29 protein-coding genes are annotated in these 23,404 nt (G+C 30.4%); 9 read left to right on the plus strand and 20 right to left on the minus strand.

Annotated features, from left to right (window positions below):
- Positions 1 to 9: 9 nt before the first annotated feature.
- On the minus strand, positions 10 to 1,098 hold the full coding sequence (locus Q4512_RS11190; protein ID WP_303424468.1) for a M42 family metallopeptidase: 1,089 nt from the start codon (positions 1,096 to 1,098) through the stop codon (positions 10 to 12).
- Positions 1,099 to 1,320: 222 nt separating this feature from the next.
- Here Q4512_RS11190 and Q4512_RS11195 point away from each other — a divergent pair, with 222 nt between their 5' ends.
- The 3 genes from Q4512_RS11195 to Q4512_RS11205 all read left to right on the plus strand — a co-directional run bounded on the left by Q4512_RS11195 (position 1,321) and on the right by Q4512_RS11205 (position 3,478).
- On the plus strand, positions 1,321 to 1,998 hold the full coding sequence (locus Q4512_RS11195) for a DUF4294 domain-containing protein (RefSeq protein WP_303424469.1): 678 nt from the start codon (positions 1,321 to 1,323) through the stop codon (positions 1,996 to 1,998).
- Entirely contained in the window at positions 1,998 to 2,624 is a 627-nt protein-coding gene (locus tag Q4512_RS11200; RefSeq protein ID WP_303424472.1) for a hemolysin III family protein, read from the plus strand. The genes Q4512_RS11195 and Q4512_RS11200 overlap by 1 nt, the downstream gene beginning before the upstream one ends.
- A gap of 263 nt (positions 2,625 to 2,887) precedes the next feature.
- Positions 2,888 to 3,478, plus strand: a complete 591-nt coding sequence (locus Q4512_RS11205) for a hypothetical protein (RefSeq protein ID WP_303424474.1) — start codon at positions 2,888 to 2,890, stop codon at positions 3,476 to 3,478.
- 111 nt (positions 3,479 to 3,589) lie between these two features.
- Here Q4512_RS11205 and Q4512_RS11210 read toward each other — a convergent pair whose 3' ends face one another.
- The 6 genes from Q4512_RS11210 to Q4512_RS11235 form a co-directional block, all read right to left on the minus strand.
- Positions 3,590 to 4,102 carry a hypothetical protein gene (locus Q4512_RS11210; RefSeq protein ID WP_303424478.1) on the minus strand — a complete coding sequence of 171 codons (513 nt, stop codon included), beginning with the start codon at positions 4,100 to 4,102 and terminating at the stop codon, positions 3,590 to 3,592.
- Between the two features lie 218 nt (positions 4,103 to 4,320).
- The gene (locus tag Q4512_RS11215; RefSeq protein WP_303424481.1) at positions 4,321 to 4,767 is read right to left on the minus strand and encodes a KTSC domain-containing protein; all 447 of its coding nucleotides are present in this window, start codon (positions 4,765 to 4,767) and stop codon (positions 4,321 to 4,323) included.
- A 307-nt stretch (positions 4,768 to 5,074) separates the two neighbouring features.
- Entirely contained in the window at positions 5,075 to 6,121 is a 1,047-nt protein-coding gene (gene arsB, locus Q4512_RS11220) for an ACR3 family arsenite efflux transporter (protein WP_303424483.1), read from the minus strand.
- A 1-nt stretch (position 6,122) separates the two neighbouring features.
- Positions 6,123 to 6,740, minus strand: coding sequence for a low molecular weight phosphatase family protein (locus Q4512_RS11225; protein ID WP_303424486.1), 618 nt, complete (start codon positions 6,738 to 6,740; stop codon positions 6,123 to 6,125).
- A gap of 28 nt (positions 6,741 to 6,768) precedes the next feature.
- The gene (locus Q4512_RS11230) at positions 6,769 to 7,236 is read right to left on the minus strand and encodes a DUF6428 family protein (RefSeq protein ID WP_303424488.1); all 468 of its coding nucleotides are present in this window, start codon (positions 7,234 to 7,236) and stop codon (positions 6,769 to 6,771) included.
- Positions 7,237 to 7,333: 97 nt separating this feature from the next.
- On the minus strand, positions 7,334 to 7,663 hold the full coding sequence (locus Q4512_RS11235) for a helix-turn-helix transcriptional regulator (RefSeq protein WP_303424491.1): 330 nt from the start codon (positions 7,661 to 7,663) through the stop codon (positions 7,334 to 7,336).
- Between the two features lie 177 nt (positions 7,664 to 7,840).
- Here Q4512_RS11235 and Q4512_RS11240 point away from each other — a divergent pair, with 177 nt between their 5' ends.
- The gene (locus Q4512_RS11240; RefSeq protein WP_303424492.1) at positions 7,841 to 9,307 is read left to right on the plus strand and encodes a hypothetical protein; all 1,467 of its coding nucleotides are present in this window, start codon (positions 7,841 to 7,843) and stop codon (positions 9,305 to 9,307) included.
- Between the two features lie 78 nt (positions 9,308 to 9,385).
- On the opposite strand, the gene Q4512_RS11245 is transcribed toward Q4512_RS11240, so the two are convergent.
- The 5 genes from Q4512_RS11245 to Q4512_RS11265 all read right to left on the minus strand — a co-directional run bounded on the left by Q4512_RS11245 (position 9,386) and on the right by Q4512_RS11265 (position 12,592).
- Positions 9,386 to 9,940, minus strand: a complete 555-nt coding sequence (locus Q4512_RS11245; protein WP_303424494.1) for an SHOCT domain-containing protein — start codon at positions 9,938 to 9,940, stop codon at positions 9,386 to 9,388.
- Between the two features lie 240 nt (positions 9,941 to 10,180).
- Entirely contained in the window at positions 10,181 to 10,615 is a 435-nt protein-coding gene (locus Q4512_RS11250) for a BLUF domain-containing protein (RefSeq protein WP_303424496.1), read from the minus strand.
- 77 nt (positions 10,616 to 10,692) lie between these two features.
- Positions 10,693 to 11,121, minus strand: a complete 429-nt coding sequence (locus Q4512_RS11255) for a DUF4268 domain-containing protein (RefSeq protein ID WP_303424499.1) — start codon at positions 11,119 to 11,121, stop codon at positions 10,693 to 10,695.
- Positions 11,122 to 11,127: 6 nt separating this feature from the next.
- Positions 11,128 to 11,799, minus strand: a complete 672-nt coding sequence (locus Q4512_RS11260) for a ZIP family metal transporter (RefSeq protein ID WP_303424501.1) — start codon at positions 11,797 to 11,799, stop codon at positions 11,128 to 11,130.
- Positions 11,800 to 11,860: 61 nt separating this feature from the next.
- On the minus strand, positions 11,861 to 12,592 hold the full coding sequence (locus Q4512_RS11265) for a class I SAM-dependent methyltransferase (RefSeq protein ID WP_303424503.1): 732 nt from the start codon (positions 12,590 to 12,592) through the stop codon (positions 11,861 to 11,863).
- A 58-nt stretch (positions 12,593 to 12,650) separates the two neighbouring features.
- Between Q4512_RS11265 and Q4512_RS11270 the strand changes: the two genes are divergently transcribed.
- Positions 12,651 to 13,820 (plus strand): class I SAM-dependent RNA methyltransferase, encoded by a 1,170-nt coding sequence (locus Q4512_RS11270; protein WP_303424544.1) that lies wholly within the window; start codon positions 12,651 to 12,653, stop codon positions 13,818 to 13,820.
- A gap of 61 nt (positions 13,821 to 13,881) precedes the next feature.
- Here Q4512_RS11270 and Q4512_RS11275 read toward each other — a convergent pair whose 3' ends face one another.
- From Q4512_RS11275 to rlmD, 5 genes are all read right to left on the minus strand, one after another.
- Positions 13,882 to 14,430, minus strand: a complete 549-nt coding sequence (locus tag Q4512_RS11275) for a DUF4136 domain-containing protein (protein WP_303424546.1) — start codon at positions 14,428 to 14,430, stop codon at positions 13,882 to 13,884.
- Between the two features lie 70 nt (positions 14,431 to 14,500).
- On the minus strand, positions 14,501 to 15,028 hold the full coding sequence (locus tag Q4512_RS11280) for a DinB family protein (RefSeq protein WP_303424549.1): 528 nt from the start codon (positions 15,026 to 15,028) through the stop codon (positions 14,501 to 14,503).
- Between the two features lie 4 nt (positions 15,029 to 15,032).
- The gene (locus Q4512_RS11285) at positions 15,033 to 15,707 is read right to left on the minus strand and encodes a DUF6048 family protein (RefSeq protein ID WP_303424552.1); all 675 of its coding nucleotides are present in this window, start codon (positions 15,705 to 15,707) and stop codon (positions 15,033 to 15,035) included.
- Between the two features lie 16 nt (positions 15,708 to 15,723).
- Entirely contained in the window at positions 15,724 to 16,266 is a 543-nt protein-coding gene (locus Q4512_RS11290; protein WP_303424554.1) for a DUF6452 family protein, read from the minus strand.
- Positions 16,267 to 16,301: 35 nt separating this feature from the next.
- A complete protein-coding gene (gene rlmD, locus Q4512_RS11295) occupies positions 16,302 to 17,714 on the minus strand; it encodes a 23S rRNA (uracil(1939)-C(5))-methyltransferase RlmD (RefSeq protein ID WP_303424556.1) in 1,413 nt (470 codons plus the stop codon).
- Positions 17,715 to 17,892: 178 nt separating this feature from the next.
- Here rlmD and Q4512_RS11300 point away from each other — a divergent pair, with 178 nt between their 5' ends.
- From Q4512_RS11300 to rocD, 4 genes are all read left to right on the plus strand, one after another.
- On the plus strand, positions 17,893 to 18,402 hold the full coding sequence (locus Q4512_RS11300) for a hypothetical protein (RefSeq protein WP_303424558.1): 510 nt from the start codon (positions 17,893 to 17,895) through the stop codon (positions 18,400 to 18,402).
- Positions 18,403 to 18,939: an RNA polymerase sigma factor gene (locus Q4512_RS11305; protein ID WP_303424561.1), complete on the plus strand. Its 537-nt coding sequence runs from the start codon at positions 18,403 to 18,405 to the stop codon at positions 18,937 to 18,939.
- A gap of 55 nt (positions 18,940 to 18,994) precedes the next feature.
- The gene (locus Q4512_RS11310) at positions 18,995 to 19,378 is read left to right on the plus strand and encodes a DUF6768 family protein (RefSeq protein WP_303424563.1); all 384 of its coding nucleotides are present in this window, start codon (positions 18,995 to 18,997) and stop codon (positions 19,376 to 19,378) included.
- A 140-nt stretch (positions 19,379 to 19,518) separates the two neighbouring features.
- Positions 19,519 to 20,763, plus strand: coding sequence for an ornithine--oxo-acid transaminase (gene rocD / locus Q4512_RS11315; protein ID WP_303424565.1), 1,245 nt, complete (start codon positions 19,519 to 19,521; stop codon positions 20,761 to 20,763).
- Between the two features lie 71 nt (positions 20,764 to 20,834).
- Here rocD and Q4512_RS11320 read toward each other — a convergent pair whose 3' ends face one another.
- The 3 genes from Q4512_RS11320 to Q4512_RS11330 all read right to left on the minus strand — a co-directional run bounded on the left by Q4512_RS11320 (position 20,835) and on the right by Q4512_RS11330 (position 23,402).
- Positions 20,835 to 21,173: a CCC motif membrane protein gene (locus Q4512_RS11320; RefSeq protein WP_303424567.1), complete on the minus strand. Its 339-nt coding sequence runs from the start codon at positions 21,171 to 21,173 to the stop codon at positions 20,835 to 20,837.
- A gap of 7 nt (positions 21,174 to 21,180) precedes the next feature.
- Positions 21,181 to 21,462 (minus strand): DUF2752 domain-containing protein, encoded by a 282-nt coding sequence (locus tag Q4512_RS11325; protein ID WP_303424569.1) that lies wholly within the window; start codon positions 21,460 to 21,462, stop codon positions 21,181 to 21,183.
- 83 nt (positions 21,463 to 21,545) lie between these two features.
- The gene (locus tag Q4512_RS11330) at positions 21,546 to 23,402 is read right to left on the minus strand and encodes a T9SS type A sorting domain-containing protein (protein WP_303424570.1); all 1,857 of its coding nucleotides are present in this window, start codon (positions 23,400 to 23,402) and stop codon (positions 21,546 to 21,548) included.
- Between the last annotated feature and the right edge of the window lie 2 nt (positions 23,403 to 23,404).

Consider the following 23,404-nt stretch of genomic DNA (forward strand, 5'->3'; position numbering starts at 1 on the left):
CTTAAAACTTTATTTAAAATATGAAAATGTCTCTCCATCTTCAATTTTAAGAAGCGTTTCATAAATCATTTTTATTACATTTTCTACATCGTCTCTATGAACCATTTCGACTGTGGTATGCATGTAACGTAAAGGTAATGAGATTAGGGCAGAAGCAACACCACCATTACTATACGCGAAAGCATCTGTATCTGTTCCGGTAGCTCTTGATAAAGCAGAACGTTGAAAAGGTATTTCGTTAGCTTCGGCAGTTTCTGTAATTAAATCTCTTAGTTTTTGTTGTACAGCAGGCGCATAAGCAACCACAGGACCTTTGCCAAGTTCTAAATGACCTTCTTTCTTTTTGTCAATCATTGGCGTCGTTGTGTCATGCGTAACATCTGTAACAATCGCAACGTTAGGTTTGATGGTTTGTGTAATCATTTCGGCACCACGTAAGCCAATTTCTTCTTGTACCGAATTGGTTATGTATAAACCAAAAGGAAGTGTTTTTTTATTTTCTTTAAGTAAACGAGCAACTTCAGCAATCATAAATCCGCCCATCCTATTATCTAAAGCACGACATACAAATTTGTCTTTGTTTAGTATATGAAACTCATCAGGATATGTAATAACACAACCAACATGTACTCCTAGTTTTTCAACTTCTTCTTTAGTAGTACAACCACAATCTATAAAAATGTTTGTTGGTTTCGGAGCTTCTTCTTTAGCTCTATTTCTAGTATGTATTGCTGGCCAGCCAAACACACCTTTAACAATTCCATTTTTGGTATGAATGTTTACAATTTTACTTGGTGCTATTTGGTGATCGCTTCCTCCGTTTCTAATTACATAAATTAAACCATCATCACTAATGTAGTTTACATACCATGAAATTTCGTCTGCATGTCCTTCAATAACTACTTTGTATTTTGCTTTTGGGTTAATAACACCAACTGCAGTACCATAAGTATCTGTAATAAAATCATCTACATACGGTTTTAAATAGTCCATCCATATTTTTTGTCCTTCCCATTCGTAACCAGTAGGAGCTGCATTGTTTAAATATTTTTCTAAAAAGTCTATAGACTTTTTGTTAAGTATGCTCTTTTTTGCCATTTGAATTAATTTTTGTCTAAATTAAGAATATTAATAATAATTTAAGGGTTTACAAAGTGTAAATTATTAATTTTACTCTGTTTGTTATAAAGAATAGATTAGTTAATTTTGTACGTATCTAATATGCTATAATTTTAAGAAAAAAAGTTTCTTATTAGGTTTGGAATGATTTTGGCATTTAGTATTAAAAATCAAAATAATTCCGTTTTCACAGAAATACAAATGAAATATTTTAGTTCCCTTTTTATACTTTTTCCAATGTTTCTCTTTGCACAAATTAAAGAAGTAGCAAAGGATACAACAGATTATGAATATATTATTGTTGAAGGAGATTCTATTGCAACATCGTCAATCGATTTAGACGAAGTCATGTTATTAAATAAATTAAAATTTGATAGTAGAGCAGATAGAAAACGTTATCTTATTTTAAGACGAAAAACCATAAAAGTATATCCTTATGCTAAACTTGCAGCAGAACGTTTACAAACCATGCAAGAAAGAATGGATGCCATTGAAAGAAAAAATTTAAAGAAAAAATATGCTAAACGGGTACAGAAATATATTGAAGAAGAGTTTTCTGAAGAGTTAAAAAAATTAACACGTACCGAAGGACAAATACTCGTAAAACTAATACACAGACAAACAGGTAGTACTGCTTTCGATTTAATAAAAGAATTACGAAGTGGTTGGAGAGCTTTTTGGTTTAATAGTACAGCAAACTTATTTGATATTTCGTTAAAAAGGGAATTTGATCCAGAAAATGAAAAAGAAGACTATCTTATTGAAGATATATTACAAAGAAATTTTCAAAACGGAATTTTAGAAAAACAAAAACCTGCGATATCTTTCGATTTTTATGCGCTTTCTAATAAATGGTTATCTTCTAAAAACCTACCATAATGCGTATTCAAACTCCTTTTGAAGAAAAACTAAATGCAATAACACATAGTTTTGGTGTTTTATTTGGTATTGCAGCCTTGGTGCTCTTAATAATTAAAGAGTCGCATAAAAGCGATTGGAGCCTTTTTAGTGTTATTGTATATGGCATTTCTATTATTATTTTATTTGCAGCATCTACTTTGTATCATTTTGTATTAGATGAAAAGAAGAAACATTACTTTAGAGTTTTAGATCATATTAGTATCTATATCTTAATCGCTGGAACCTACACGCCAATTCTATTAATATCTTTACAAAATAGTTTAGGATGGCCTTTGTTTTATACGGTTTGGGGTATTGCTGCTTTTGGTGTAATCTTAAAAATATTTTTTACAGGACGTTTTGAAGCTTTTTCGGTAATCCTATATTTAGCAATGGGGTGGTTAGTAGTTTTCGATTTTAGTCATTTGAGTGAAGTTATTGGTAGTACAGGAATTTCACTACTCTTTGCTGGTGGATTAGCATATACGGGAGGAATTATTTTTTATATTATAAATAAAATACCATACAATCATGTTATCTGGCACTTGTTTGTATTAGCGGGAGCTATTTTTCATTTCTTTATGGTATATTTTTATGTGATATAATTTTAATTATTTCGCGTATATCTATCTGTTTTTCAGTAATATACGTGATTGTTTAATCGCGTATTTATACTCTTACTATTCCCTTTGTTTCCTTTTAAATTTGTATAGAAATCAAAAACTACATATTCAGATTGAGTAGCTACTATCTTTTTTTTGATTTTAAAAACGCAATTATCAATTTTTTAAATATCAAAAATTATGGAAACACAAACAAAACCAGTAAAACATTTAACTTATCATGTTTTAGTAACAGAAAAAGGATCATGGTGCATGCTCCAGGATCAGATTTTTTATTCGCTTATTTAGATAATGATTGGGATCCTAGTACTACAAAAGCGGTAACAGACGCCTTTAAAGAAGCTCTTAAAATGTCTACAAAAATTAAAGATGCGGTAAAAACGACTAGTGGTCAAGCTGTAGTAGATGGTTTGTATCTTTTAGATCAACCAGCAATGACAAAAGCAATGAATTCTATTGATGGAATGGGGTTAACCGCAAGTGCGCAACATGAAAATCAAGGTTCTGGAACTGCAGTAGGTATTACTAAAGAATTTTTTCAAGTAGTTTTAGGAGGATTAACAGGTGACGTTGCACCTATGCTTAAATATTTAACAACACAAATGGGAGATGTGCAAGCACAAGTAAAAAAGAATACTGTAACAGATACTTTTGGTGTAGTTGTAGGTTTAATATCTGTAATGCCAGTTTTAGAAGTGCCTGTAACAAGCTTTCAATATGTGTTCTCTTCTGCAGAAACAAGCCAATGGTTTGTTGATGTTTTATGTGTTAGCACAGATCATTACTCTTATGACTATAAATATACTGTTGCAAATTATAATTATGTTAAATCATAATTAAACACAGTACATTTAATTTTTATGAATGCGAAATGCAATAATGTATTTCGCATTTGTTTGTATTAGCTGTAAGTTTTTATCTACTATATGAGCTAGTAATTCTTTTGATTATATGGGAGTTTTAAATGAATTTCTTATTCTATCCACTCTAATTCTGTGTTGGCGTTGTAGCAGAATTGGGTAAAAGTTTCCTATTATGTTTATTATAGTGATAATGCTTACCAAAAGTAAATAACCTTGTAGTAATAAACCTATAGATAAAATAAGGAGGATAACCAAAGCGGCAAAATGTCCAAATTCGGATTGCTTGGTTTGATATACAAAGTTTGTCAATCCTTTTTTAGTCCCATTAAAGTATTTTGTTTTATTTTTTTTAGTACCCCAGAAAGCAATGAGTAGTAGGTATTTAAAATATTTAACACCAAGAATATTACTAATAGTTGTTAGCGCTTTTACATTTTTAAGTCGATAGTAGCGGTTAGGAAGAATGCGATGCGTTGGGAATACAAATCCAATAAAGGCAAAAATACCTGTAACAAATAAAGTAATTAAAAAGGCAATTATAAAATTCGCTAAAAGACTATAATCATCAGGTTGCGTCGCTATTAGAAGTTTTAGCATAGCAATTGTTTGATAGCATAAAAAAACAGATATTAGAGGAAATAGTATTTTCTTAATGGTCTTCAAATAGAATTCGTTAGGTTTTTATAAGTTGCAAAACGAAGTTAGTCTAAATTAATTAAACAATCCTCTTTGCCATTTATTATTAGTCCAACGAAGGCATAAAAAAACAAGGTCTGTAATGGGACCTTGTTTTTATTTAATAACGCTTTGTAGTATTAAGCCACAACGTCTTTCTTTTTAATTTTTCGGTATGGAAATGAGTTAAAAATACTGCGTTTTCCAAAACGAGATTGCTTATCGCTTTGTGAGAATTTAATATATAAACCTTTGTTTACACCAAAGTACTCATAGGTGTTACCATCTAAAAAAGAAACCTCTAACAACAATCCTTTATGTTGCCAGTCTACTATTGGACTAGAAATAGTAGTTGTGTATTCTTCTTTATTTGCAGCAATAGTTTCTGGTGCCATACTTACTAAAAAGTGGTAACCATCAATAACTTTACGGCTCATGATTTCTGCTTCTACAGCCTTTTCATCTCCTTCTTGAAACTTATCTGGATGCCATTCTTTTACTAAACTTCTATACGTAGTTTTTAAACTTTTTAAAGTCATTTCTTTTTCTACGTTAAATAATTTCTTGTATTCGTTGATGCGTTTCATGTATAAAGCTGTTTTCTAAATCGAGTGCAAAGGTACTACTTCTTTTTAGATGTTGGAGTTTTAGTTTAATTTTTTGTGTGTTGGTTTATTATATACCTAAAAACCTCTTCTTTAGAGATTAAAAAGAAGAGGTTTTAATTTTTATTAGTTGAAGCTGTATTAAAATAGCTCGTCTAAATTAGCACGAACACCAACTAAACAATAACTGCAATGCTTAAAAGGTTAAAAATAGTTTAGCAACTTCTTTAAGTTCTTTTTTTGTGACATTCTGGTTTTCAAAATAGGAAATTTTTAAACCGATAACTTTTTAAATACTTCCTTTGCCATAATATTTTTTTCGTAACCAAAAGGATACTTTAACTAACAATATTAATGCAGGAACTTCTACCAAAGGGCCTATTACACCTGCAAATGCTTGTCCGGAATTCAATCCAAAAACAGCAATAGCAACCGCTATAGCTAATTCAAAATTATTACCTGCTGCTGTAAATGCAACCGAAGCTGTTTTGTCATAAGTTGCTCCTGTAGCTTTAGTAAAGAAAAAGCCTATAATAAACATTAAGGTGAAGTAAATGAGTAGAGGTATAGCAATAATTATAACATCCATTGGGATTTGTACAATAAGTTCTCCTTTTAATGAGAACATAACAATAATAGTAAAGAGTAAAGCAATTAAAGTAATTGGTGAAATAGTAGGAATAAACTTGGTTGTATACCAATGTTCTCCTTTTAAAGGAACAAGAATAAGACGACTTAAAATTCCTAAAGCAAAAGGAATTCCTAAATAAATGGCAACACTTTCTGCAATAGTAGTTATTGAAATATCTACAATAGCACCTTCAAAACCAAAATAGGGAGGAAGTACTGTAATAAAAAGCCAAGCATAAAAACTATAGGCAAACACTTGGAAAACACTGTTTAAGGCAACTAAACCTGCTCCATATTCGCTGCTGCCTTCGGCAAGGTCGTTCCACACTAAAACCATAGCAATACATCTTGCAAGACCTATTAAAATAAGTCCAACCATATATTCAGGATAATCCCTTAAAAAAGTAATGGCTAGAATAAACATTAAAACAGGACCAATAATCCAATTTAGGATTAAGGAAATGGAAAGGATTTTGGTATTTTTAAATACTTTAGGTAATAGTGCATAATTTACTTTTGCCAAAGGCGGGTACATCATTAAAATTAAACCAATTGCAATTGGAATGTTTGTGGTACCACTACTTAGCGAATTAATAAAATCTGGAAAACTTGGTGAAAAATAGCCTATAGAAACACCAATAGCCATTGCTACAAAAATCCATAAGGTTAGATTCCTGTCTAGAAAACTTAGTTTTTTATTTGCCATTTTAAGATTGAATTTGTGAGAATACGTAAAACATTTCGGTAGCAATTTGTAAGCTTCTTTCTTTATATTTTTCTGCTTGTAGTGGTGTATTATCGAAAGCTTTTGGGTCTTCGAAAGTAATTGGAATTCGTTTTTCTGCTCCAGCTATAAAAGGACAACCTCCATCTGCCTGCGAGCAGGTCATGATTGCTGCGAATTCGGATTTCGGATTAAAATCAGCTTCCAGCTTTTTGGAAAAACCAATTATTGGATGTGCATTATCTGTATATTTAATACTGTATATTGGGTTGCTTGCTTCTGCTATTTTTTGAATTTTAAAACCGGCATTCTTTAAGGTTTCAGTAACCATTGGAAATAGAGCAGTAGCTTCGGTTCCTCCAGAATAGCAAAATACATTCCTAATACTAAAATGGTTTGCCATGGTTTGCGCCCAAACTTGCGATAAATGACTTCTTCTAGAGTTGTGTGTGCAAATAAAGTTTAACCTAATTTCTTGATTTGCTTTCACTTTATCTTCAAGGTAAGTAACTAATGGTTGTAGTATTTCTTTTCGAGTAGCATCTATGCTTTCTACATCTAGCGAAGCAATAGATTTTTCAATAGATTTGAATATGGACATTTTATTGGTATTTGATTGATTTTATTAATTAACAACAACCACTTCCTGGTTCGCAAGTGTTTCCTGTTTGTATTTCTGAAAATTGCAATTTTGGTTTTTCTGTAGGAATACCGCAATTATCTTTTGCTAAGCAATCTGTTTGTTTTGTTGTTAATAAGAAGTTTTTTCCATCAAAATCTAATCCGAATTTACCAATGGTTTCCGCTTGATATTCTACTTCAATTTCTAAATCTTCGATTCCAAGTGTTTTTTCAGATAGAGAAATAATATGCACCAATTTTTCAGGATGTAATCTGTGATCGTAATCATTTGCATTCCAAAGTTGAAAGTTTACTACTTCTTCTTTTCTAACAGTTCCTCCACAATCTATAAAGTGTTTAGTTATTTTTCCAACTTCAGTTACATGAAAGTGATTAGGTACTAACTCGCCATTTGGTAATTGAAAAGCAATCGTTTTTAATTCTTTTAAGATGTTTTTAATTTCAGATAGTTTCATATTTTATTTTTTTACTTGATTTTCAGGTCTTTGTTATGAATGTTTTACAGTTATATTTGTTTATTGCGATTATACGATTAATGAATTCAAATTTTTTTTAGCAGCAATTGGCAATATTAATATCCTGATCTAAAAACAGAAGCATTACATTTTTCATTTTTGTCCAGTTTTCTTTATCTATACAATAGCAAACGCTAGTGCCTTCAACATTTCCTTTTATTAATCCTAGTAGTTTAAGTTCTTTTAAATGTTGCGAAATGGTTGGTTGTGCTAAACCAATTTCGTTAACTAAATCGCCACAAACACAAGTGTTAATCTTAAATAAATGCTGTAAAATTGCAACTCGAGCAGGATGCCCAAATACTTTTGCAAATAGGGCAATTTCGTTTTGTTGATCTGTAAATATTTCCGTTTTCGCTAGTCCCATTTTAAAGTGTTAATTTGTTCATTGCAATATTACGATTAATGTTTTGAAAATTAAAATATTTTATCAAGTATTTATAACTTCTTTTATATTCAGGTGTTTTTACGCTGTTTGTATTTAATTATAAATCAGATATTTATATTGTTAAACGAACTAGTCTAATTATTAAAAACCTGTATTATGAAATCTTTAAAATTCATTTTAATTTTTGTTGCTTTAGTCATTATGTATGCTTGTAAAAAAGAAGTAAAGCAAGATGTTAAAAATAATAATACTTTGTCTGAGTATGTACAGATTTCAAATATTGAAAACTCGAATTGTTCTCCAGATCCTAGTTGGTTTACTATGGTAAATGGTTCGCGTAGAACTCCAGCACCAAATGAAGGACAAACTAGTGTATTTGCAAATAATGTTACGGTTTCTAATTGTAATTTTCACCAATGGTCCTGGCAAAAATTTTTATGGTTAACTAATGAATATAATGAAAGACCAATGTTTTTAGATAGTTTGCACCAAGTTTCATCTATAGGAGAAAAATATCCTAAAAATAAAACGATTGTATTAACAGATACGTCGCAAGCAAGTAATAAACAAGATATTTTAAAAACACCAGTTTTTACTTCAGGAAAACCAGTATCAAGCACTATATATTATGCGATTTATATGAATGATATTAGTTATAGTACAATGATAGAATATGGTCCGAAAGTGAAAGCAGATCCTTTAAGCGCGAAAAATGTTGCTTTTCCTGTTGGTGCATTAGAGCTTAAAACTTCTTGGGTAGATGTAAATGCTTTAAGTGATGCTTCTTCTTATTTTGTAACCGATGCATTAATAAATGATATACCTACTAAAGTAGCACTTTTAGGAATGCATGTTGTTGGAGTAGTAGAAAACCATCCAGAGTTTGTTTGGGCAACTTTTGAACATGATGCACTTGCACCTTATTACGATTGGAGTAAAGCTACAGCTACTACAGATGCACCAGTTACTAGTACAATAGATTATCCGCTTTTTGATAAAAGTAACACCTCTAGCGTAAAAAACATTACATCGCCAAATAGTATAAACACGAATGTCTTTTCGGTGTATAAATATGGAACACCAATTGAGATAAAAAGCATTGATAATAAAAATGTGCAATCGTATATGGAAACTAGCCAGAATGGTTCGGAAAACTTTAATAACATACAAAACATAAATACTAGTGTAAAGAGCCAGCTATCTGGAATTTGGAATAATTACTTTTACAATGGTTCTTTATGGATTAATACCGAAGGTTATAAAGGTATAGAAGCACAGGCTAAATTAATTGATTCGTTATCTGAAAAATTTGCACTTCAAAATTCAAAAAAAGGAGATTTTACTAGAGGTTCTGTTGCTGCATATAATATAACTATGGAAACCTATGTGCAAGTAGGTTTTACTTCTAAAGGAATACATACTACCATTGATAGTAATCTTGTAAATTGTTTTCTTTGTCATGGTGCAACTCATAAAAAAAGTATTACACCTCTAAATATTAGTCATATTTTTACTGGTTATGTTGGTGGTCTAAAAGGACTTACAAAAACACAGGTAAAAGAACAACATGTAGCTTTTGTTCAGGAGCAACTAGTTATGCTTAGGAAACGAAATAAAGAATAGATTTTAAAAATTTTAAAAAGGAAGTTTAGAGTAGCGTATTAATAGTATGTAGCGAATGTTTTTGGTTATAAACAGTCACTAATATTTATTTAATAATTCCTCTTTTTTCTTTTCAAAATCATCTAAAGTTATTATTCCATCATCTAGTAATTGTTTTAATTCTCTCAATTTGTCTGCACTAGATTTTTCATTACTGGATGTATTTAATAAAATCGAATTGTCTTTAAAATCGGAATACATTTTAAAATGTCTATAATTTAATTTTTTATCTGAAATTGGCGAATCTATTTGTTCCATTATAGTCTTGCTAAACTTAGGGATGGTTTGAAAATAGTAACTTTTCCCCTTTTCTAAATAAACATCATATTTTTGAACTTTACTTTTTGAGCCAATAGCAGAAGCATAAATACCAATTGTAATACTGTCTGAATTGAAAATCTTATATTCTAAATGTCCTCCATTTTTTAGGTAGCAAATTTTTTCGCCATTCATAATAATATGATGCCTAGCTCCAGAACCATAAGTCATCTTTGGTCTATAAATATTTATTGTAGCAAAATCACTTTGACCATAAGTGGATGTACAGAAGAAAATAATAAAAATAATTATAATATAGTTGGCTAATAGTTTCAAGGTTGATTTTTATTGGGTTAAAAAGGAGTAAATATATTAAGTAAATTCTATTTTATTTAACTTATAACTAATGAAAAAGTTACTTAAGCTAACACCTTATAAACAATTGTTTGTTTGTAGGTAAATCCATGGGTAATGCATTTTTTGATATGTCTATACTTTATATACAAAAATCCAATTAAGTAAATTAGTAAAAGAATAGTTGTTTTTTTATATAAACACAAAATAATAAAAGACTTATTATCCATGTATTTGTTCTTCGGTAAGGTTTTCTATTAAAAAATTTGCTGTTTCTGGTAGTTTATTTATTAAGTCTTCCATTACTTTTGGATTAGAAAATTCTGTTGTAATTCCTGGCAACATACTTAAAGATGGATCATCAAAATCTGCACAACCCATAGCCCAGTTTTTAAAAAGACGATTGTTTACTAAATTATCATAAATTATTTTTATTTTGGTATGTCTAGAATCTTTTCGTATTCTAAATAAAAGATCATCAATAATTTCTGGTTCTCCTTCTATCACTTGAATAAAGAATCCTTTGCTATGCATTAATACTCCGCTAATGTTATCTATAGTATTATAACCGTGTGAATCGTGTAACAAATTTAATAAATCACGTTTACTAAACGGAGTTGTAGCTTGGCTAGAATAAACCAGACGACGTAATTTCATATTGAATAATCTTTAAGTATAATAAGTTCCTTGTCAGTCGTTTAACGAAGTTAGTAGAAACTTTTATTAAAGGCAAGTTAAACCTTTATAATATCTTGATATTCGTTGAAAAAGGCTTCAAATTGATGCATGTTTTCATTAAAAAACACCATAACTTCTTGCCATGTATTTTTGTTGTGTATAGATACTTTTTTACCTAAAGGAATATAGATACGAGAAATTTCTTTTCCATTTTCTAAAAAGTATTCTTCTTCAAAAATCGCTTCTGGTAGGTATTCGTTAACTAAAATATTTTGGAGGGATTCTAGTTTTTCCCAATAGGTTATTCGATTTTCTAAATCATCTTCAAGATCTAGTGCGACTAATGCTTTTTTGTTATCAAAATGAAACTTAAAGCTAAATCCTTTTATTTTGGTGTTATATAAAATCCACTTTCTTGGAAAAGATTTTCCAAAGCTGGTCCAAAATAACTGTTTTATCTGTCTTGATTCTTCTTTGCTAAACATATATGGTTACACAAAATAAGCAATTGCAATAGCTGCAACAATAGTTATTAATTTAGTGATATTAAATTTATGATCTTCATTACTTTCAAACAAAATAGTTGTCGAAATATGTAAAAATATACCAATTACTATTGCTGAAAATTCAAAATAATATTCTTGTATAAAGCTAAAATTTTCAGAAAGTAAAACACCAAAAGGTGTCATTAATGCAAATAAAATTAAGAAAAAGGCAATTTTTGTTTTTGGTAATTGGGATGCAAAAAAGAAGGATGCAAGAATAATAGCAACTGGTAATTTATGTATAATAATACCAAACAGTAAACTACTGTGGTTGTGTATTGGTATACCTTCTAAAACGCTATGTATACTTAAGCTTATAAATAATAGCCAGGGAAAAGCAGTTGCGCTTTTATTTAAATGCACGTGACCATGTTCTGCACCTTTAGAGAAAAACTCTAAAATTATTTGAAGTAAAATACCAATCATAATAAACAATCCTATTGGTTTATTAGTGTGTTGGTATACTTCAGGTAAAAAGTTGAAAACAGTAATAGATAGGAGGAAAGCTCCACTAAAAGCGAGTAATAGTTTTAAGTTTTTATTTCGCGATGGTTTTAAAATTAAAACAAAAGCATAACCTAAAAGAACACTTAATATTGGTAATAATATGTTTTGCATCTATTTAAAGCAATATTTAAATTAATGACTCTTAGACAAGCTTAGAGTAACAATTTTCTAATTATTTAAAAATTAAGATTAATCTTTCACTTTGTTTGGCGTGAAAGGGATTGAGTTTATAATCGCCAAAAGCATCTAATAAATAAACTCCTGCTTGATTAAAGAGAGATTCAAAGTCAGCTAAAGTAAATCCTCTAACACGTTCTTGAAACGAATAATCTTTACCATCTACAGTAAAAGAAATATCTTTAATAATATAACCATCAACAACACTTCGTTTTTGAGTAAAAGCTATCCCTTCAACGGTTTTAACATCTTCAGCAACTAGGTTATCTATTACATATTCACTATTCATAAAATCGATTACACCAAAACCAAACTCGTTTAATTCTGCTTTAATAGCTTTAATAGTGTTTAAGTTGTCTTCTTCTTTATCAAAATAACCAAAACTGGTAAACAAATTAAAAACTGCATCAAATTGATCTGGATATGACTTACTCATATCGTGCACCTTAAATTTTAAGGTCTCATTTTCAAACTGTTTTGCATGTGCTATGCTATTAGCAGACAAATCTACTCCAGTTATAGTATAACCTATAGTGTTTAAGTATATGGAATGTCTGCCTTTTCCGCAGGCAAGATCTAGTATGCTTCCACCTTCTGGAATATTTAAATAATTGGTAAGATTATCCATAAACTGTTGGGCTTCGGTATAATCTCTATCTTTGTAAAGAATATGGTAAAATGGCGAATCAAACCACGAAGCAAACCATTCTTTTTCGCTTTTTATCATGTATTGTTATATATCAGCACAAAAATAATCTATTTTTGCAATCTATTTGTCGTAATACATGGAGAATAATTATAAAATGCTAGCCAAAACTTTATTTGGCTTTGAAGATTTATTAGCAAAAGAGCTAACACAACTTGGTGCACAACAAGTTAAAATAGGAGTGCGAAGTGTTTCATTTGTTGGTGATAAAGGCTTTATGTACAAAGCGAATTTAGGACTGCGTACTGCAATTAAAATTTTAAAACCTATAAAGACTTTTAGAATTGTAAACGAAGAGGATTTGTACAAGCAAGTGTATAAAATGGATTGGAGTGAATATCTAAAATCTTCTGGAACTTTAGCTATTAGCTCTACGGTAAATTCTAAGCAGTTTACACACTCACAATATATTTCGCTTAAAACAAAAGATGCTATTGTAGATAAGTTTAGAGATACTACTGGAGAAAGACCAAATGTAGATTTACGTTTTCCAGATTTAAAGATTAATGTACATATAGATAGACAAATGTGTACGCTTTCTTTAGATTCTTCTGGAGAATCGTTACACAAACGTGGATATAAAACAGCAACTAATATTGCACCAATTAACGAAGTTCTTGCTGCAGGTTTAATTATGCTTTCTGGTTGGGATGGACAAACCGATTTTATGGATCCAATGTGTGGTTCTGGAACTATGCTTGTAGAAGCAGCAATGATTGCTTGTAATATACCGCCAAACCTAATGCGTAAAGAATTTGGTTTTGAACGTTGGAACGATTGGGATGTAGAACTTTTTGAAAAAATTGAAGCATCTTTATTAAGTAAAACTAGAGATTTTCATCATAGATTACTTGGTTTTGATAAATCACCAAGTGCAGTTACCAAAGCAAAAGAGAATTTAAAAAATGCACATTTAGATGAATTTGCCACTATAAAACATGAAGATTTTTTTAAAACTCAAAAGGGAGGAGAGGAAAAATTACACATGGTATTTAATCCTCCTTACGGTGAACGTTTAGATAATTTAGATGTAGAAGATTTTTATAGTAAAATAGGAGATACCTTAAAGCAAGGCTATCCAGGAACCGATGCTTGGTTGGTTACTTCAAACTTAGAGGCCCTAAAGTTTGTAGGTTTACGTCCTTCACGAAAAATAAAAGTATTTAATGCAAAGCTGGAAGCGCGTTTGGTGAAATATGAAATGTATGCTGGGAGTAAGAAAGGTAAATATATGAATAAGGAAAACTAGTGTTTTTGCGTTGCAAATAGTTTTTTTTTAGCTTTTTTACAGCGTATAGCTTTTCATGTTTTTATTTGCTAATTTCAGGATATTCTAAAAACAATTGGTCTACTAATTCTTTTGTGTACTTTTTTAAAGCATGTTTAGATTTATTTAATTCACAAGGAATGGAAGCTTGCCATATCACTTGATTTTTTTCAATATCGGAAACATAAATAATAAGTGCTTCTTGCGTATAAATTACGGTATTTATAGTGCAAGTTCTCCAATAGTCGAATTCACTTTCGAATTCACAGTTTCGCACTATATTTTCTTTTTCAATAATTGAGATTTTAAAACCAGCCTGTAATTGTGGTTTAAATACATTGGTTTTGTATCCCAAAGCAGCCATTTGATTATCTAATTCATTTCCTATTAATTGACGTACAAAAGCATTATCTAAATTTGTATACTTGGTATTGTCAACTTGAAAATCATCTAAACAAAGAACATATGTTTCGTAGTAATTAAAATCTATTTTATCATCATAATCGGAGATAATGTCTTCTGTTACAGCACAACCAAATAAAAGAATAACTGTAAAAAGGCTTAAAAATTTTAAAACGATTAAAGATCTCATGATATAAGTATTATACCTTAAAGGTCTTTCTTTAAAAAGTGTTTAACTATGATATTTGTCAGTTTTATAGCTAATATTTTTCTTGAAGTATTTTAGTATGATGTTCTATATGATATGCTGTCCACATAATAATTTCTCTTACTGGCATTTTTCCCATTAAAGGATGTGGTAAAATATAGCTATCCAGTTGTTTATCGTTCCAGCGTTTTAAGGTTTTGTATTGTAGTTTTTTATTCTCTACTTGTAATCTGTTAAGAATGTATTCTTTTTCACTTAAAGTAGGGGTTTTCATGTTTTGCGATCCTTTAAAAGTGCTTCCTTTTACGTTTTTTAAACGTTCATGATACCGATTTACAATTGTATCATAATCTCTTAAGTCTCTATTTGCTTTACCAAATTTAAATTTTAATAAAATTTTTGGCATACTTAACGCATCATTTAGCGGCTTTATACTTTGAAGCAAGTGCAATGCTTGTTGACCAGAGGTCCATTTTCCTTCTGGGCCTTTTTGCCATTTATCGTCTTCTTGATTTTGCAACCAATTTAAAAGTGTAGTATGTTTTTCTTCTAAATTGCTTACAATATCTTCCTTGTTCATTAGTTTATCCTTTTTTAAATAAAGGAATAAGGTAAGAAATATTATAGCCATAGCCAACACCAAAGCTACTACCATCATAAGTTCTATTATAACCTGGAACATATAGATTTTCAAAGTTCTCTGGTTGGTCTTGACTAAAAATATTTTTTAATTGCGCATTAAGCCCGATAAATAAATTTGGTAATATTTCTGCTTTAATACCAATTATTAATTCTGCCCATATTGCTGTAAGTCCACTAAATTTTTTGGATTCGTTAGAAATTTCAGGATCCCAATATTGGTCTTGAGAATATACCGAGTAGCTATTTCTAGTTTGACTAAAAGTACTTGCACCAACACGTAAACCTCCATAAATCATATTATGCATACCAAACCAATTGGTGTATGTGTTGTAATCTACTCCAGCCTTAAAATAAGAACCAGAAGCTGTTGCGTTAATATTGTCGTTACCTAAAGTTCTTTCTTCTGTACCTAATTCTCCAGCAACATATAAACGTTTTGTTAGTCTAAAATCTGCCATAATCTCAAAACCTTTATAGTCGTCTTCGAGGGCAGTTCTTATTAGTTTACTTAAATCTCCTCCAATACGAAGTCCGTATTTTTGAATATGTTTAATAGAATCTTTCTTTGCTTTAGCAATACTGTCATTTTGTGCATTAACAGATACACAAAAGAGCATAAAAAAGAGAAATATATTAATGGAAAAGGTTAAAGTGCGCTTCATCTTCGTTGCTAATTGGTTCGTTATCTGTTGTTGATAGTATGTAGTCTATCCATTTATCTCCATCGTCTTCTATGCTTATAGTAACATTTTCGAAAACGGTTTTATAGCCACAAGCTTTAGATACATATTCTAGTTTTGTAACATAATGAATGGTTATTATATCTTCATTTCCGTCTACATAATCATCTGTATCATCATCTGGAGTTCCATTATCATTAATAGAATAATCATTATGTAATTTAAACTGCGTAGAAGTTTCTGTAGTTTTTAATGGCAAATAAACACTATTAGCAGTAACTACATCATAATCACTTAAAACAGCATCATTGTCTACGCCCTGTGCTCTAAAATTTAGTACATTTTTTAGGTTTTCTGTATTTGCACTATTATAAAATTGCATATAAAGATGTGCTGTGGTAGAAGTATCGTCGGAACATAAATCATCTCTTTCACAACTTAAAAAAATGGTAAAAAGGATAAGTACTGGTATTAGTATGATTTTTAATTTTTTCATATTTATTTTCCGAAAAAACGGAAATCGCATTAAATTTATCTTTTTTCTAAAAGTACAACATTTTCAACATGAAAAGTTTGCGGAAACATATCTACAGATTGTAATTTAGTCACTTTATACATGTCTTTCATTAAAGCTAAATCTCTAGCTTGTGTTGCACTATTGCAACTTACATAAACTATTTTATTTGGCGCAATGTTTAATATTTGATTAACAACATCTTTATGCATTCCATCTCTAGGAGGATCTGTAATAATTACATCAGGTTTACCGTGTGTTTCAATAAACTCTTGATTAAATACGTTTTTCATATCGCCTACATAAAAATCGGTATTATCAATTTTATTTAGTTTGGCGTTTTCTTTTGCAGCAAGAATAGCATCTGGAACAGCCTCTACACCAACTACTTTTTTAGCTTTTTTAGCAACAAATTGCGCAATAGTTCCAGTTCCTGTATATAAATCGTATACTAACTCATTGCCAGATAATTCAGCAAAATCACGTGTTATTTTATATAATTCGAACGCTTGCGCGGAATTGGTTTGGTAAAAAGATTTAGCATTAATTTTAAACTTTAAACCTTCCATTTCTTCAAAGATATGATCTTCTCCTTTATAGCAAACAACTTCTTGATCGTAAATAGTATCATTAGCTTTTTGGTTAATGATATATTGTAAGGATGTAATTTGTTTAAATTCTTCGGAAAGGAAATCTAATAATAATTCTCGTTTTTCTTTATCGTCTTTAAAAAACTGAACTACTACCATGATATCTCCAGTCGAAGAGGTACGAATCATTAACGTACGAAGCAAACCTGTTTGATTTCTGGTATTAAAGAATTCCATATCATTATCTAAAGCAAACTGTTTAACAGCATTACGAATAGCGTTTGAAGGATCTGCTTGTAAATGACACTTTTTAACATCCAGAATTTTGTCCCACATACCAGGAATATGAAAACCTAAAGCATTTCTGTCTCCTAAATCGTCTGAAGATTCAACTTCTTCATACGTTAACCAACGAGAATCGCTAAAAGAGAATTCCATTTTATTTCTATAAAAATATTGTTCAGCAGCTCCTAAAATAGGAGTAACTTCTGGAAGTTCTATATGCCCAATTCTAGTTAAATTATTGGTAACTTCTTTTTGTTTATAAAACAATTGGTGCTCATATGCCATGTCTTGCCATTTGCAACCACCACAAGTTCCAAAATGTTGGCAAGCAGGTGCTGTACGTTTGTCTGATAATTTATGAAAAACGGTTGCTTTTCCTTCGTAATATGCTTTACGTTTTTTAAATGTTTGTACATCTACAACATCTCCAGGAACTGCGTTTGGTAAAAAAATCACTTTTCCATCTGGTGCTTTTGCAACGGTTTTACCTTTTGCTCCTGCATCTATAACTTCCACGTTTGTGAAAACTTGTTTTCTGTTTTTTCTTCTTGACATGTTGCAAAAATAATAATAGCAGTAAATAAAATGTATGTTATTTGAATTATCTTTAAAAGATTTCTAGTTTATTTTAAAAGTTTATCCTTTTCGTGAAGTAAATTTTAGTTTTATTCCTAAGATTCTCATTTTAGTGGAAATAAAATGAACCTTTTTAATTTTTTTACGTCTTTATAATATGCAAGTAGTAAATGTTCATAAACGAAAAATTAAGCAACCTATTGAAAATGTTTCCGTGTTATTTAATACGATAGCAACAAATAAGGATGCCATTTGGCCTGTTAAAAATTGGCCAGCAATACGTTTTAATGAAGGAGTAAAAGTAAAAAGTAAAGGCGGACATGGTATTATTAAATATACAATTATTGCTTTTGAAGAAGGAAAAAGTATCACCTTTAAATTTACCAAACCAGATGGTTTTATTGGAATACATCAATTATTTCTAGAAATAGTTTCAGAAAAAGAAACAGAAATCATTCATGAAATAAGAATGCATACCTCTACTTTTAGAGCGTCTATTTTATGGTTTTTTGTAATTAAATGGTTGCACGATGCATTAATAGAAGAGGCTTTTGATAATGTTGAAAATCATTTTATGGAAGTAAAGAAAATTCCGAGATACAATATTTGGGTACAATTTTTAAGAAATAGGTATAAAAGAAAACCGTTGCTAACCAAACAAGTATAATTGAAACCATACAAACATATAGATGCACAATTGGTAGAAGCTTTTCAATCTGGCGATAAAGAAGCTCTAGCCAAACTGGTAAAAAGATGGCATTTTACGTTTTGTAAGAAAGCTTTTTGGATTGTTAAAGACGCAGAACTTTCTAAAGATATAGCTCAAGATACTTGGCAAACAATTATTGATAAAATAGATACTTTGCAAGATAAAAATAGCTTTAGTAGTTGGGCTTTTCGTATTGTGTATTCTAAATCTTTAGATGTTTTACGAAAAAAAAATTACGAGCGATGTAATAACGAAGAATATGCGAAAAACCAGGATGCTATAGCAGAAGATGCTTCTGAAGATACAGCTTTAAAAAAGAAAGTTTTAAGAGCAATTCAAGGTTTGTCTACAGAGCAGCAATTAGTTGTTAAGTTATTTTATGTAGAAGAATATGGACTAAAAGAAATTAGCAAAACACTTAATATTTCTGTTGGTACAGCAAAATCTAGACTATTTTATGCTAGAGAGAAATTACGATTAATATTAAAAAAATAAAAAATAATTAATAACTGTTTTCCTCTTTTTGGAGAACTATAAAATTCGTTTTATTATGAAAAATAATATGGAAGACATCGATGCACTAATAAAAGAAACTTTATCTGAAGAAGAAGCAAAATTTTACGACACACTTGAAGAACAAGGTGTTTTAGGAATGATTTTCGGATTATTTAAAGGGAAAAATAAATGGCTATTAATACTAATGAACATGATGACTCTAATCTTTTTTGGATTATTTATTTACTGTTTGGTCCAATTTTTCAATGTTGAAGCAACTAAAGATTTATTAAAATGGGGATTAGCAAGTATCCTTTTTATGCTTGGAGTGAGTATGCTTAAAATTTTCGCATGGATGCAAATGGATAAAAATGCGTTGTTAAGAGAATTAAAACGATTAGAATTACAAGTATCCTCTATAGCTGGAAAAATATCTTAATAAGATTTTTTATTCGGCACTAATATTTAGTAATTTGCAAGTCTTTAGGGATGATTTCTTTCCCACGCTGAATTTTCGACACTTCGAAAGGATAAAGGTAGATAAGGAATGGTTATTTTATAAATTAAAAATTATTAAAAATGGCTGTTTTAGACCAATTAACATCGCAAGAAGCGATGGATTTAGAAAACAAGTATGGCGCACACAATTACCATCCGCTTCCAGTAGTACTGAGTAGAGGAGAAGGTGTATATGTTTGGGATGTAGAAGGAAAAAAATATTACGATTTTCTTTCCGCTTATTCTGCAGTAAACCAAGGGCATTGTCATCCAAAAATTATTGGAGCAATGGTAAACCAAGCACAAACTCTTACACTAACTTCTCGTGCGTTTTATAACGATATGTTAGGAGCGTTCGAAAAGTATGCAACAGAAACTTTTAAGTACGATAAGTTATTACCAATGAATACGGGAGCTGAAGCTGTAGAAACAGCTTTAAAACTATGTAGAAAATGGGCTTACGAGGTAAAAGGAATAGACGAAAATGAAGCAGAAATTATTGTTTGTGAAAATAACTTTCACGGAAGAACTACTACAATTATTTCGTTTTCTAACGATCCAGTAGCTAGAAAAAACTTTGGACCTTATACGAATGGGTTTATTAAAATTGAATACGACAACCTTATAGCTTTAGAAGAAGTACTTTCTAGCAATAAAAATGTTGCAGGATTTTTAGTAGAACCAATTCAAGGTGAAGCTGGTGTTTATGTACCAACCGAAGGATATTTAACAAAAGCAAAAGCATTGTGCGAAAAGTATAATGTTTTATTTATTGCAGATGAAGTGCAAACAGGAATTGCAAGAACTGGAAAAATGCTCGCAATTGATCATGAAAATATTAAGGCAGATATTTTAATTCTTGGAAAAGCATTGTCTGGAGGAGCTTATCCAGTTTCTGCAGTTTTAGCGAACAATGCTATTATGAATGTTATTAAACCAGGAAATCATGGAAGCACATTTGGCGGTAATCCTGTAGCTGCTGCAGTTGGTATGGCTGCTTTACAAGTGATTAAAGACGAGAACCTAGCCGATAATGCACAAGCTTTAGGAAAATTATTTAGAACAGAACTTTCTAAATTTATAGAAACATCTAATATTGTTAATGGTGTAAGAGGTAAAGGTTTGTTAAATGCTATTTTAATTAATGATGATGAAGAAAGTGAAACAGCTTGGAATATATGTATAGCTTTACGTGATAATGGGTTATTAGCAAAACCTACACATGGAAACATTATTAGATTTGCTCCACCTTTAGTTATGACCGAAGCGCAATTATTAGATTGTGTTGCTATTATTATAAAAACTTTAAAGCAATTTGAAAACTAATATAGAAGTGAAATATAAGTAATAAAAAAAGCGACCAATTGGTCGCTTTTTTTATTTCAAAATAATATATATTATTGGTTTGTTTGTTGTAACTCTTCCATTCTTTGTTGCATAAGTTCTGGGTTTTGCATAGCATCCCAACCAATAAACATTACTGCCCAAATCATAAAAATTATAGTAGCAATACATAATATAATGCCAATTATTGCCATTATTTTACCAGCTTTTACATTTCCATATCCTAAGTAATTTTCAGGAGCTTCCTTGTATAAAGCAGTTGCTTTGCTGGATAGTACTATTGCAACGATTCCTAATACTAATCCAATAATTCCATAGCACCAGCAGGTTAAAATAGATAATATTCCAAATACTAAAATAAGTGTCGAGTTTGGTAATGTTTGTTTTTCCATAGTTAGTTTAAATAAATTTGTTGATATAGTTAATAAAGATAATTAGAATATTTATAATAAATAAAAGCATTAAGTATTTATGTCCGTTTTTTATTTTAAACTTAATGTGTAATACTAATAAAATTAGCATTAAAATAATGGTAAAAATTGCAGGATACATATTAAATGCAGCAGTAAAATCTCCCTGAACTATTAGTGCAACAGAGCGTTGCATACCACAACCTGGGCAGTCTATACCAAATAGTTTTTTGTTTAAACAAGGAAGCATGTAATCTTCAAATGAAGACATAAATTTGTTTGTTTTATATAATGCAAATGTATTAAAAAGCCAATTGTATACAATTGGCTTTTTAGATTATAAATTGGTGTTGTTTAATTTTTTTGTGAAATAACTACTTTCTTACTACTAGTGCTTTGGTTTGTAAAAGTTACTTTAGTTATATAAACACCATCACTTAAACCTTGAGTAGAAAATTGGTAGCTATCTTGAGTAGATAAATTTACTTCATTAAAAATTCTTTTTCCAGAGACATCAAATAAAGATATTGATTGTACTTCTAATTGTTTTGGGTTTAAAACAATTAATTGCGCTGTATTATTGTTTTGCATAACCAAGAAGTCCTCCTCATTAAATTCTTCTGTAGATAAAGACTGCGATTGAAATACAATTTCAAAGCGATCGGTGTAATTTCCGGTTTCGAGTGTTATTTCATAGGCTTGATCTTGTAAATTAATATAGGAATCATTGATTTTATCGTGAATGTATATAGGTTGCTCTTCATTAAAATTTTGAACATCATAAATACCAAATCTTACTAATTGTTGGTTGTTAATATTTACAATTAGTGGTATTTTCAATGTTTGGTCATAATTAAAAGCTTGAATAGCATATGGAGTTCCATCTAAAACCCAATTTGCATCCGATGAAACTTGTTCCGCTATTTGTGCTTCTAGACCATAGTCAAAACCATCTGTAGCAGTTGCATGAAAATTTAGTAATAGTTGTCTAGTGTAGGAGTCGTTTCCATTATTATCAAATCCAACATTTATTCTAAAGCGTTTAAAATCTGCAGGAACGATATTGTTACCATCTTCGTTGTATCTAGATTGGGGTAGTGTTTCACTATTTGTATCTGAACTTGAATTTGATGTTCTAAAAAATTCACTATTAGGACTAGATTGTTTATAAAATACTCTATGCGAGTTAGAAAAAGAAATGTTAGTTGCACTTGCGGTTCCCTCCATCATAAACCCTTGTCCAATAGGTATATATCTTCTTCCTGTTTTAGATCCAGTTCCTGGAGATGGTCCACCAGCAACATTGCCATTTAATAAATACATTCTAAAAACAGCAGGAGTAAAAGAGTCTACACCTCCTGCAGAAATGGTATATAATGCATAACCTCCAACATAGTTCGATAATACATGTGAAGTAGCACCAGGAGCTTGTTCCCAATATTTTAGAACACCAGTGGTATTAGCTTGCGTATTTGTGTCATGAATAAACTCTAGAGCATCTATAGCAGAAGGATAAGGATTGCCAACTAGAGTTTCTCTATTTGGGTGTAATGTTACTGTGATATCTCCATTGTTAGGTCTTCCTCTAAAATCGTATTGCATTGCTCCAGTAGCATTCCCTTTCATAGAAAAACCATAACCTGAAGCTAATGTACCATTTGGGTCTCCACCAACAGGTAAAGAACCACCACCAAGACCAATCCAATCCTCATAAGCATTAGTTGTAGATGGCAATCCAATAAATGTATAAAGCCAATAGCTTGCTATTTGAGTTGTAGTACCATCATAACCAGCTACAAATCCATAAGGAGTACTTGTTATAGGTGCACCAGTTTCGCGATACATATTATTGGATGGCATTAAAGCAGAATTACCAGTTACTCCACTATTTTGACCAACAGGAGAAGCCCAGTAATTATACATATAAGTATTAGAATTACCTGTTTGGTATACACTAAGTTGTCCTGTACCAGTATTCGTACTAGCTAGAGTAGCATTACTCTGTAATAATTGTGCATCATTACGTAAATATACATGACCATTTGTATCTAAATTAACATCGTCTGTTACATATAATGGAGCAACATTTGGTCCACTTGTAAATGCAGTACCATCTACATAGACATAACTACCATTACTGACAAATAAATCAGATTGAGCAAATGTTATGCTAGATATGGTTAGCAATAATATAGAGAGGGAATATTTCATAA

Source organism: Oceanihabitans sp. 2_MG-2023, from assembly GCF_030547245.1.
Classification (GTDB): domain Bacteria; phylum Bacteroidota; class Bacteroidia; order Flavobacteriales; family Flavobacteriaceae; genus Oceanihabitans.

What these genes read in the sequence shown, in the direction of transcription:
- Q4512_RS11190 (WP_303424468.1), bottom strand. Translation starts at nt 1,098, where the DNA reads ATGGCAAAAAAGAGCATACTTAACAAAAAGTCTATAGACTTTTTAGAA.
- Q4512_RS11195 (WP_303424469.1), top strand. Translation starts at nt 1,321, where the DNA reads ATGAAATATTTTAGTTCCCTTTTTATACTTTTTCCAATGTTTCTCTTT.
- Q4512_RS11200 (WP_303424472.1), top strand. Translation starts at nt 1,998, where the DNA reads ATGCGTATTCAAACTCCTTTTGAAGAAAAACTAAATGCAATAACACAT.
- Q4512_RS11205 (WP_303424474.1), top strand. Translation starts at nt 2,888, where the DNA reads ATGGTGCATGCTCCAGGATCAGATTTTTTATTCGCTTATTTAGATAAT.
- Q4512_RS11210 (WP_303424478.1), bottom strand. Translation starts at nt 4,102, where the DNA reads ATGCTAAAACTTCTAATAGCGACGCAACCTGATGATTATAGTCTTTTA.
- Q4512_RS11215 (WP_303424481.1), bottom strand. Translation starts at nt 4,767, where the DNA reads ATGAAACGCATCAACGAATACAAGAAATTATTTAACGTAGAAAAAGAA.
- arsB (WP_303424483.1), bottom strand. Translation starts at nt 6,121, where the DNA reads ATGGCAAATAAAAAACTAAGTTTTCTAGACAGGAATCTAACCTTATGG.
- Q4512_RS11225 (WP_303424486.1), bottom strand. Translation starts at nt 6,740, where the DNA reads ATGTCCATATTCAAATCTATTGAAAAATCTATTGCTTCGCTAGATGTA.
- Q4512_RS11230 (WP_303424488.1), bottom strand. Translation starts at nt 7,236, where the DNA reads ATGAAACTATCTGAAATTAAAAACATCTTAAAAGAATTAAAAACGATT.
- Q4512_RS11235 (WP_303424491.1), bottom strand. Translation starts at nt 7,663, where the DNA reads ATGGGACTAGCGAAAACGGAAATATTTACAGATCAACAAAACGAAATT.
- Q4512_RS11240 (WP_303424492.1), top strand. Translation starts at nt 7,841, where the DNA reads ATGAAATCTTTAAAATTCATTTTAATTTTTGTTGCTTTAGTCATTATG.
- Q4512_RS11250 (WP_303424496.1), bottom strand. Translation starts at nt 10,615, where the DNA reads ATGAAATTACGTCGTCTGGTTTATTCTAGCCAAGCTACAACTCCGTTT.
- Q4512_RS11255 (WP_303424499.1), bottom strand. Translation starts at nt 11,121, where the DNA reads ATGTTTAGCAAAGAAGAATCAAGACAGATAAAACAGTTATTTTGGACC.
- Q4512_RS11260 (WP_303424501.1), bottom strand. Translation starts at nt 11,799, where the DNA reads ATGCAAAACATATTATTACCAATATTAAGTGTTCTTTTAGGTTATGCT.
- Q4512_RS11265 (WP_303424503.1), bottom strand. Translation starts at nt 12,592, where the DNA reads ATGATAAAAAGCGAAAAAGAATGGTTTGCTTCGTGGTTTGATTCGCCA.
- Q4512_RS11270 (WP_303424544.1), top strand. Translation starts at nt 12,651, where the DNA reads ATGGAGAATAATTATAAAATGCTAGCCAAAACTTTATTTGGCTTTGAA.
- Q4512_RS11275 (WP_303424546.1), bottom strand. Translation starts at nt 14,430, where the DNA reads ATGAGATCTTTAATCGTTTTAAAATTTTTAAGCCTTTTTACAGTTATT.
- Q4512_RS11280 (WP_303424549.1), bottom strand. Translation starts at nt 15,028, where the DNA reads ATGAACAAGGAAGATATTGTAAGCAATTTAGAAGAAAAACATACTACA.
- Q4512_RS11285 (WP_303424552.1), bottom strand. Translation starts at nt 15,707, where the DNA reads ATGCTCTTTTGTGTATCTGTTAATGCACAAAATGACAGTATTGCTAAA.
- Q4512_RS11290 (WP_303424554.1), bottom strand. Translation starts at nt 16,266, where the DNA reads ATGAAAAAATTAAAAATCATACTAATACCAGTACTTATCCTTTTTACC.
- rlmD (WP_303424556.1), bottom strand. Translation starts at nt 17,714, where the DNA reads ATGTCAAGAAGAAAAAACAGAAAACAAGTTTTCACAAACGTGGAAGTT.
- Q4512_RS11300 (WP_303424558.1), top strand. Translation starts at nt 17,893, where the DNA reads ATGCAAGTAGTAAATGTTCATAAACGAAAAATTAAGCAACCTATTGAA.
- Q4512_RS11310 (WP_303424563.1), top strand. Translation starts at nt 18,995, where the DNA reads ATGAAAAATAATATGGAAGACATCGATGCACTAATAAAAGAAACTTTA.
- rocD (WP_303424565.1), top strand. Translation starts at nt 19,519, where the DNA reads ATGGCTGTTTTAGACCAATTAACATCGCAAGAAGCGATGGATTTAGAA.
- Q4512_RS11320 (WP_303424567.1), bottom strand. Translation starts at nt 21,173, where the DNA reads ATGGAAAAACAAACATTACCAAACTCGACACTTATTTTAGTATTTGGA.
- Q4512_RS11325 (WP_303424569.1), bottom strand. Translation starts at nt 21,462, where the DNA reads ATGTCTTCATTTGAAGATTACATGCTTCCTTGTTTAAACAAAAAACTA.
- Q4512_RS11330 (WP_303424570.1), bottom strand. Translation starts at nt 23,402, where the DNA reads ATGAAATATTCCCTCTCTATATTATTGCTAACCATATCTAGCATAACA.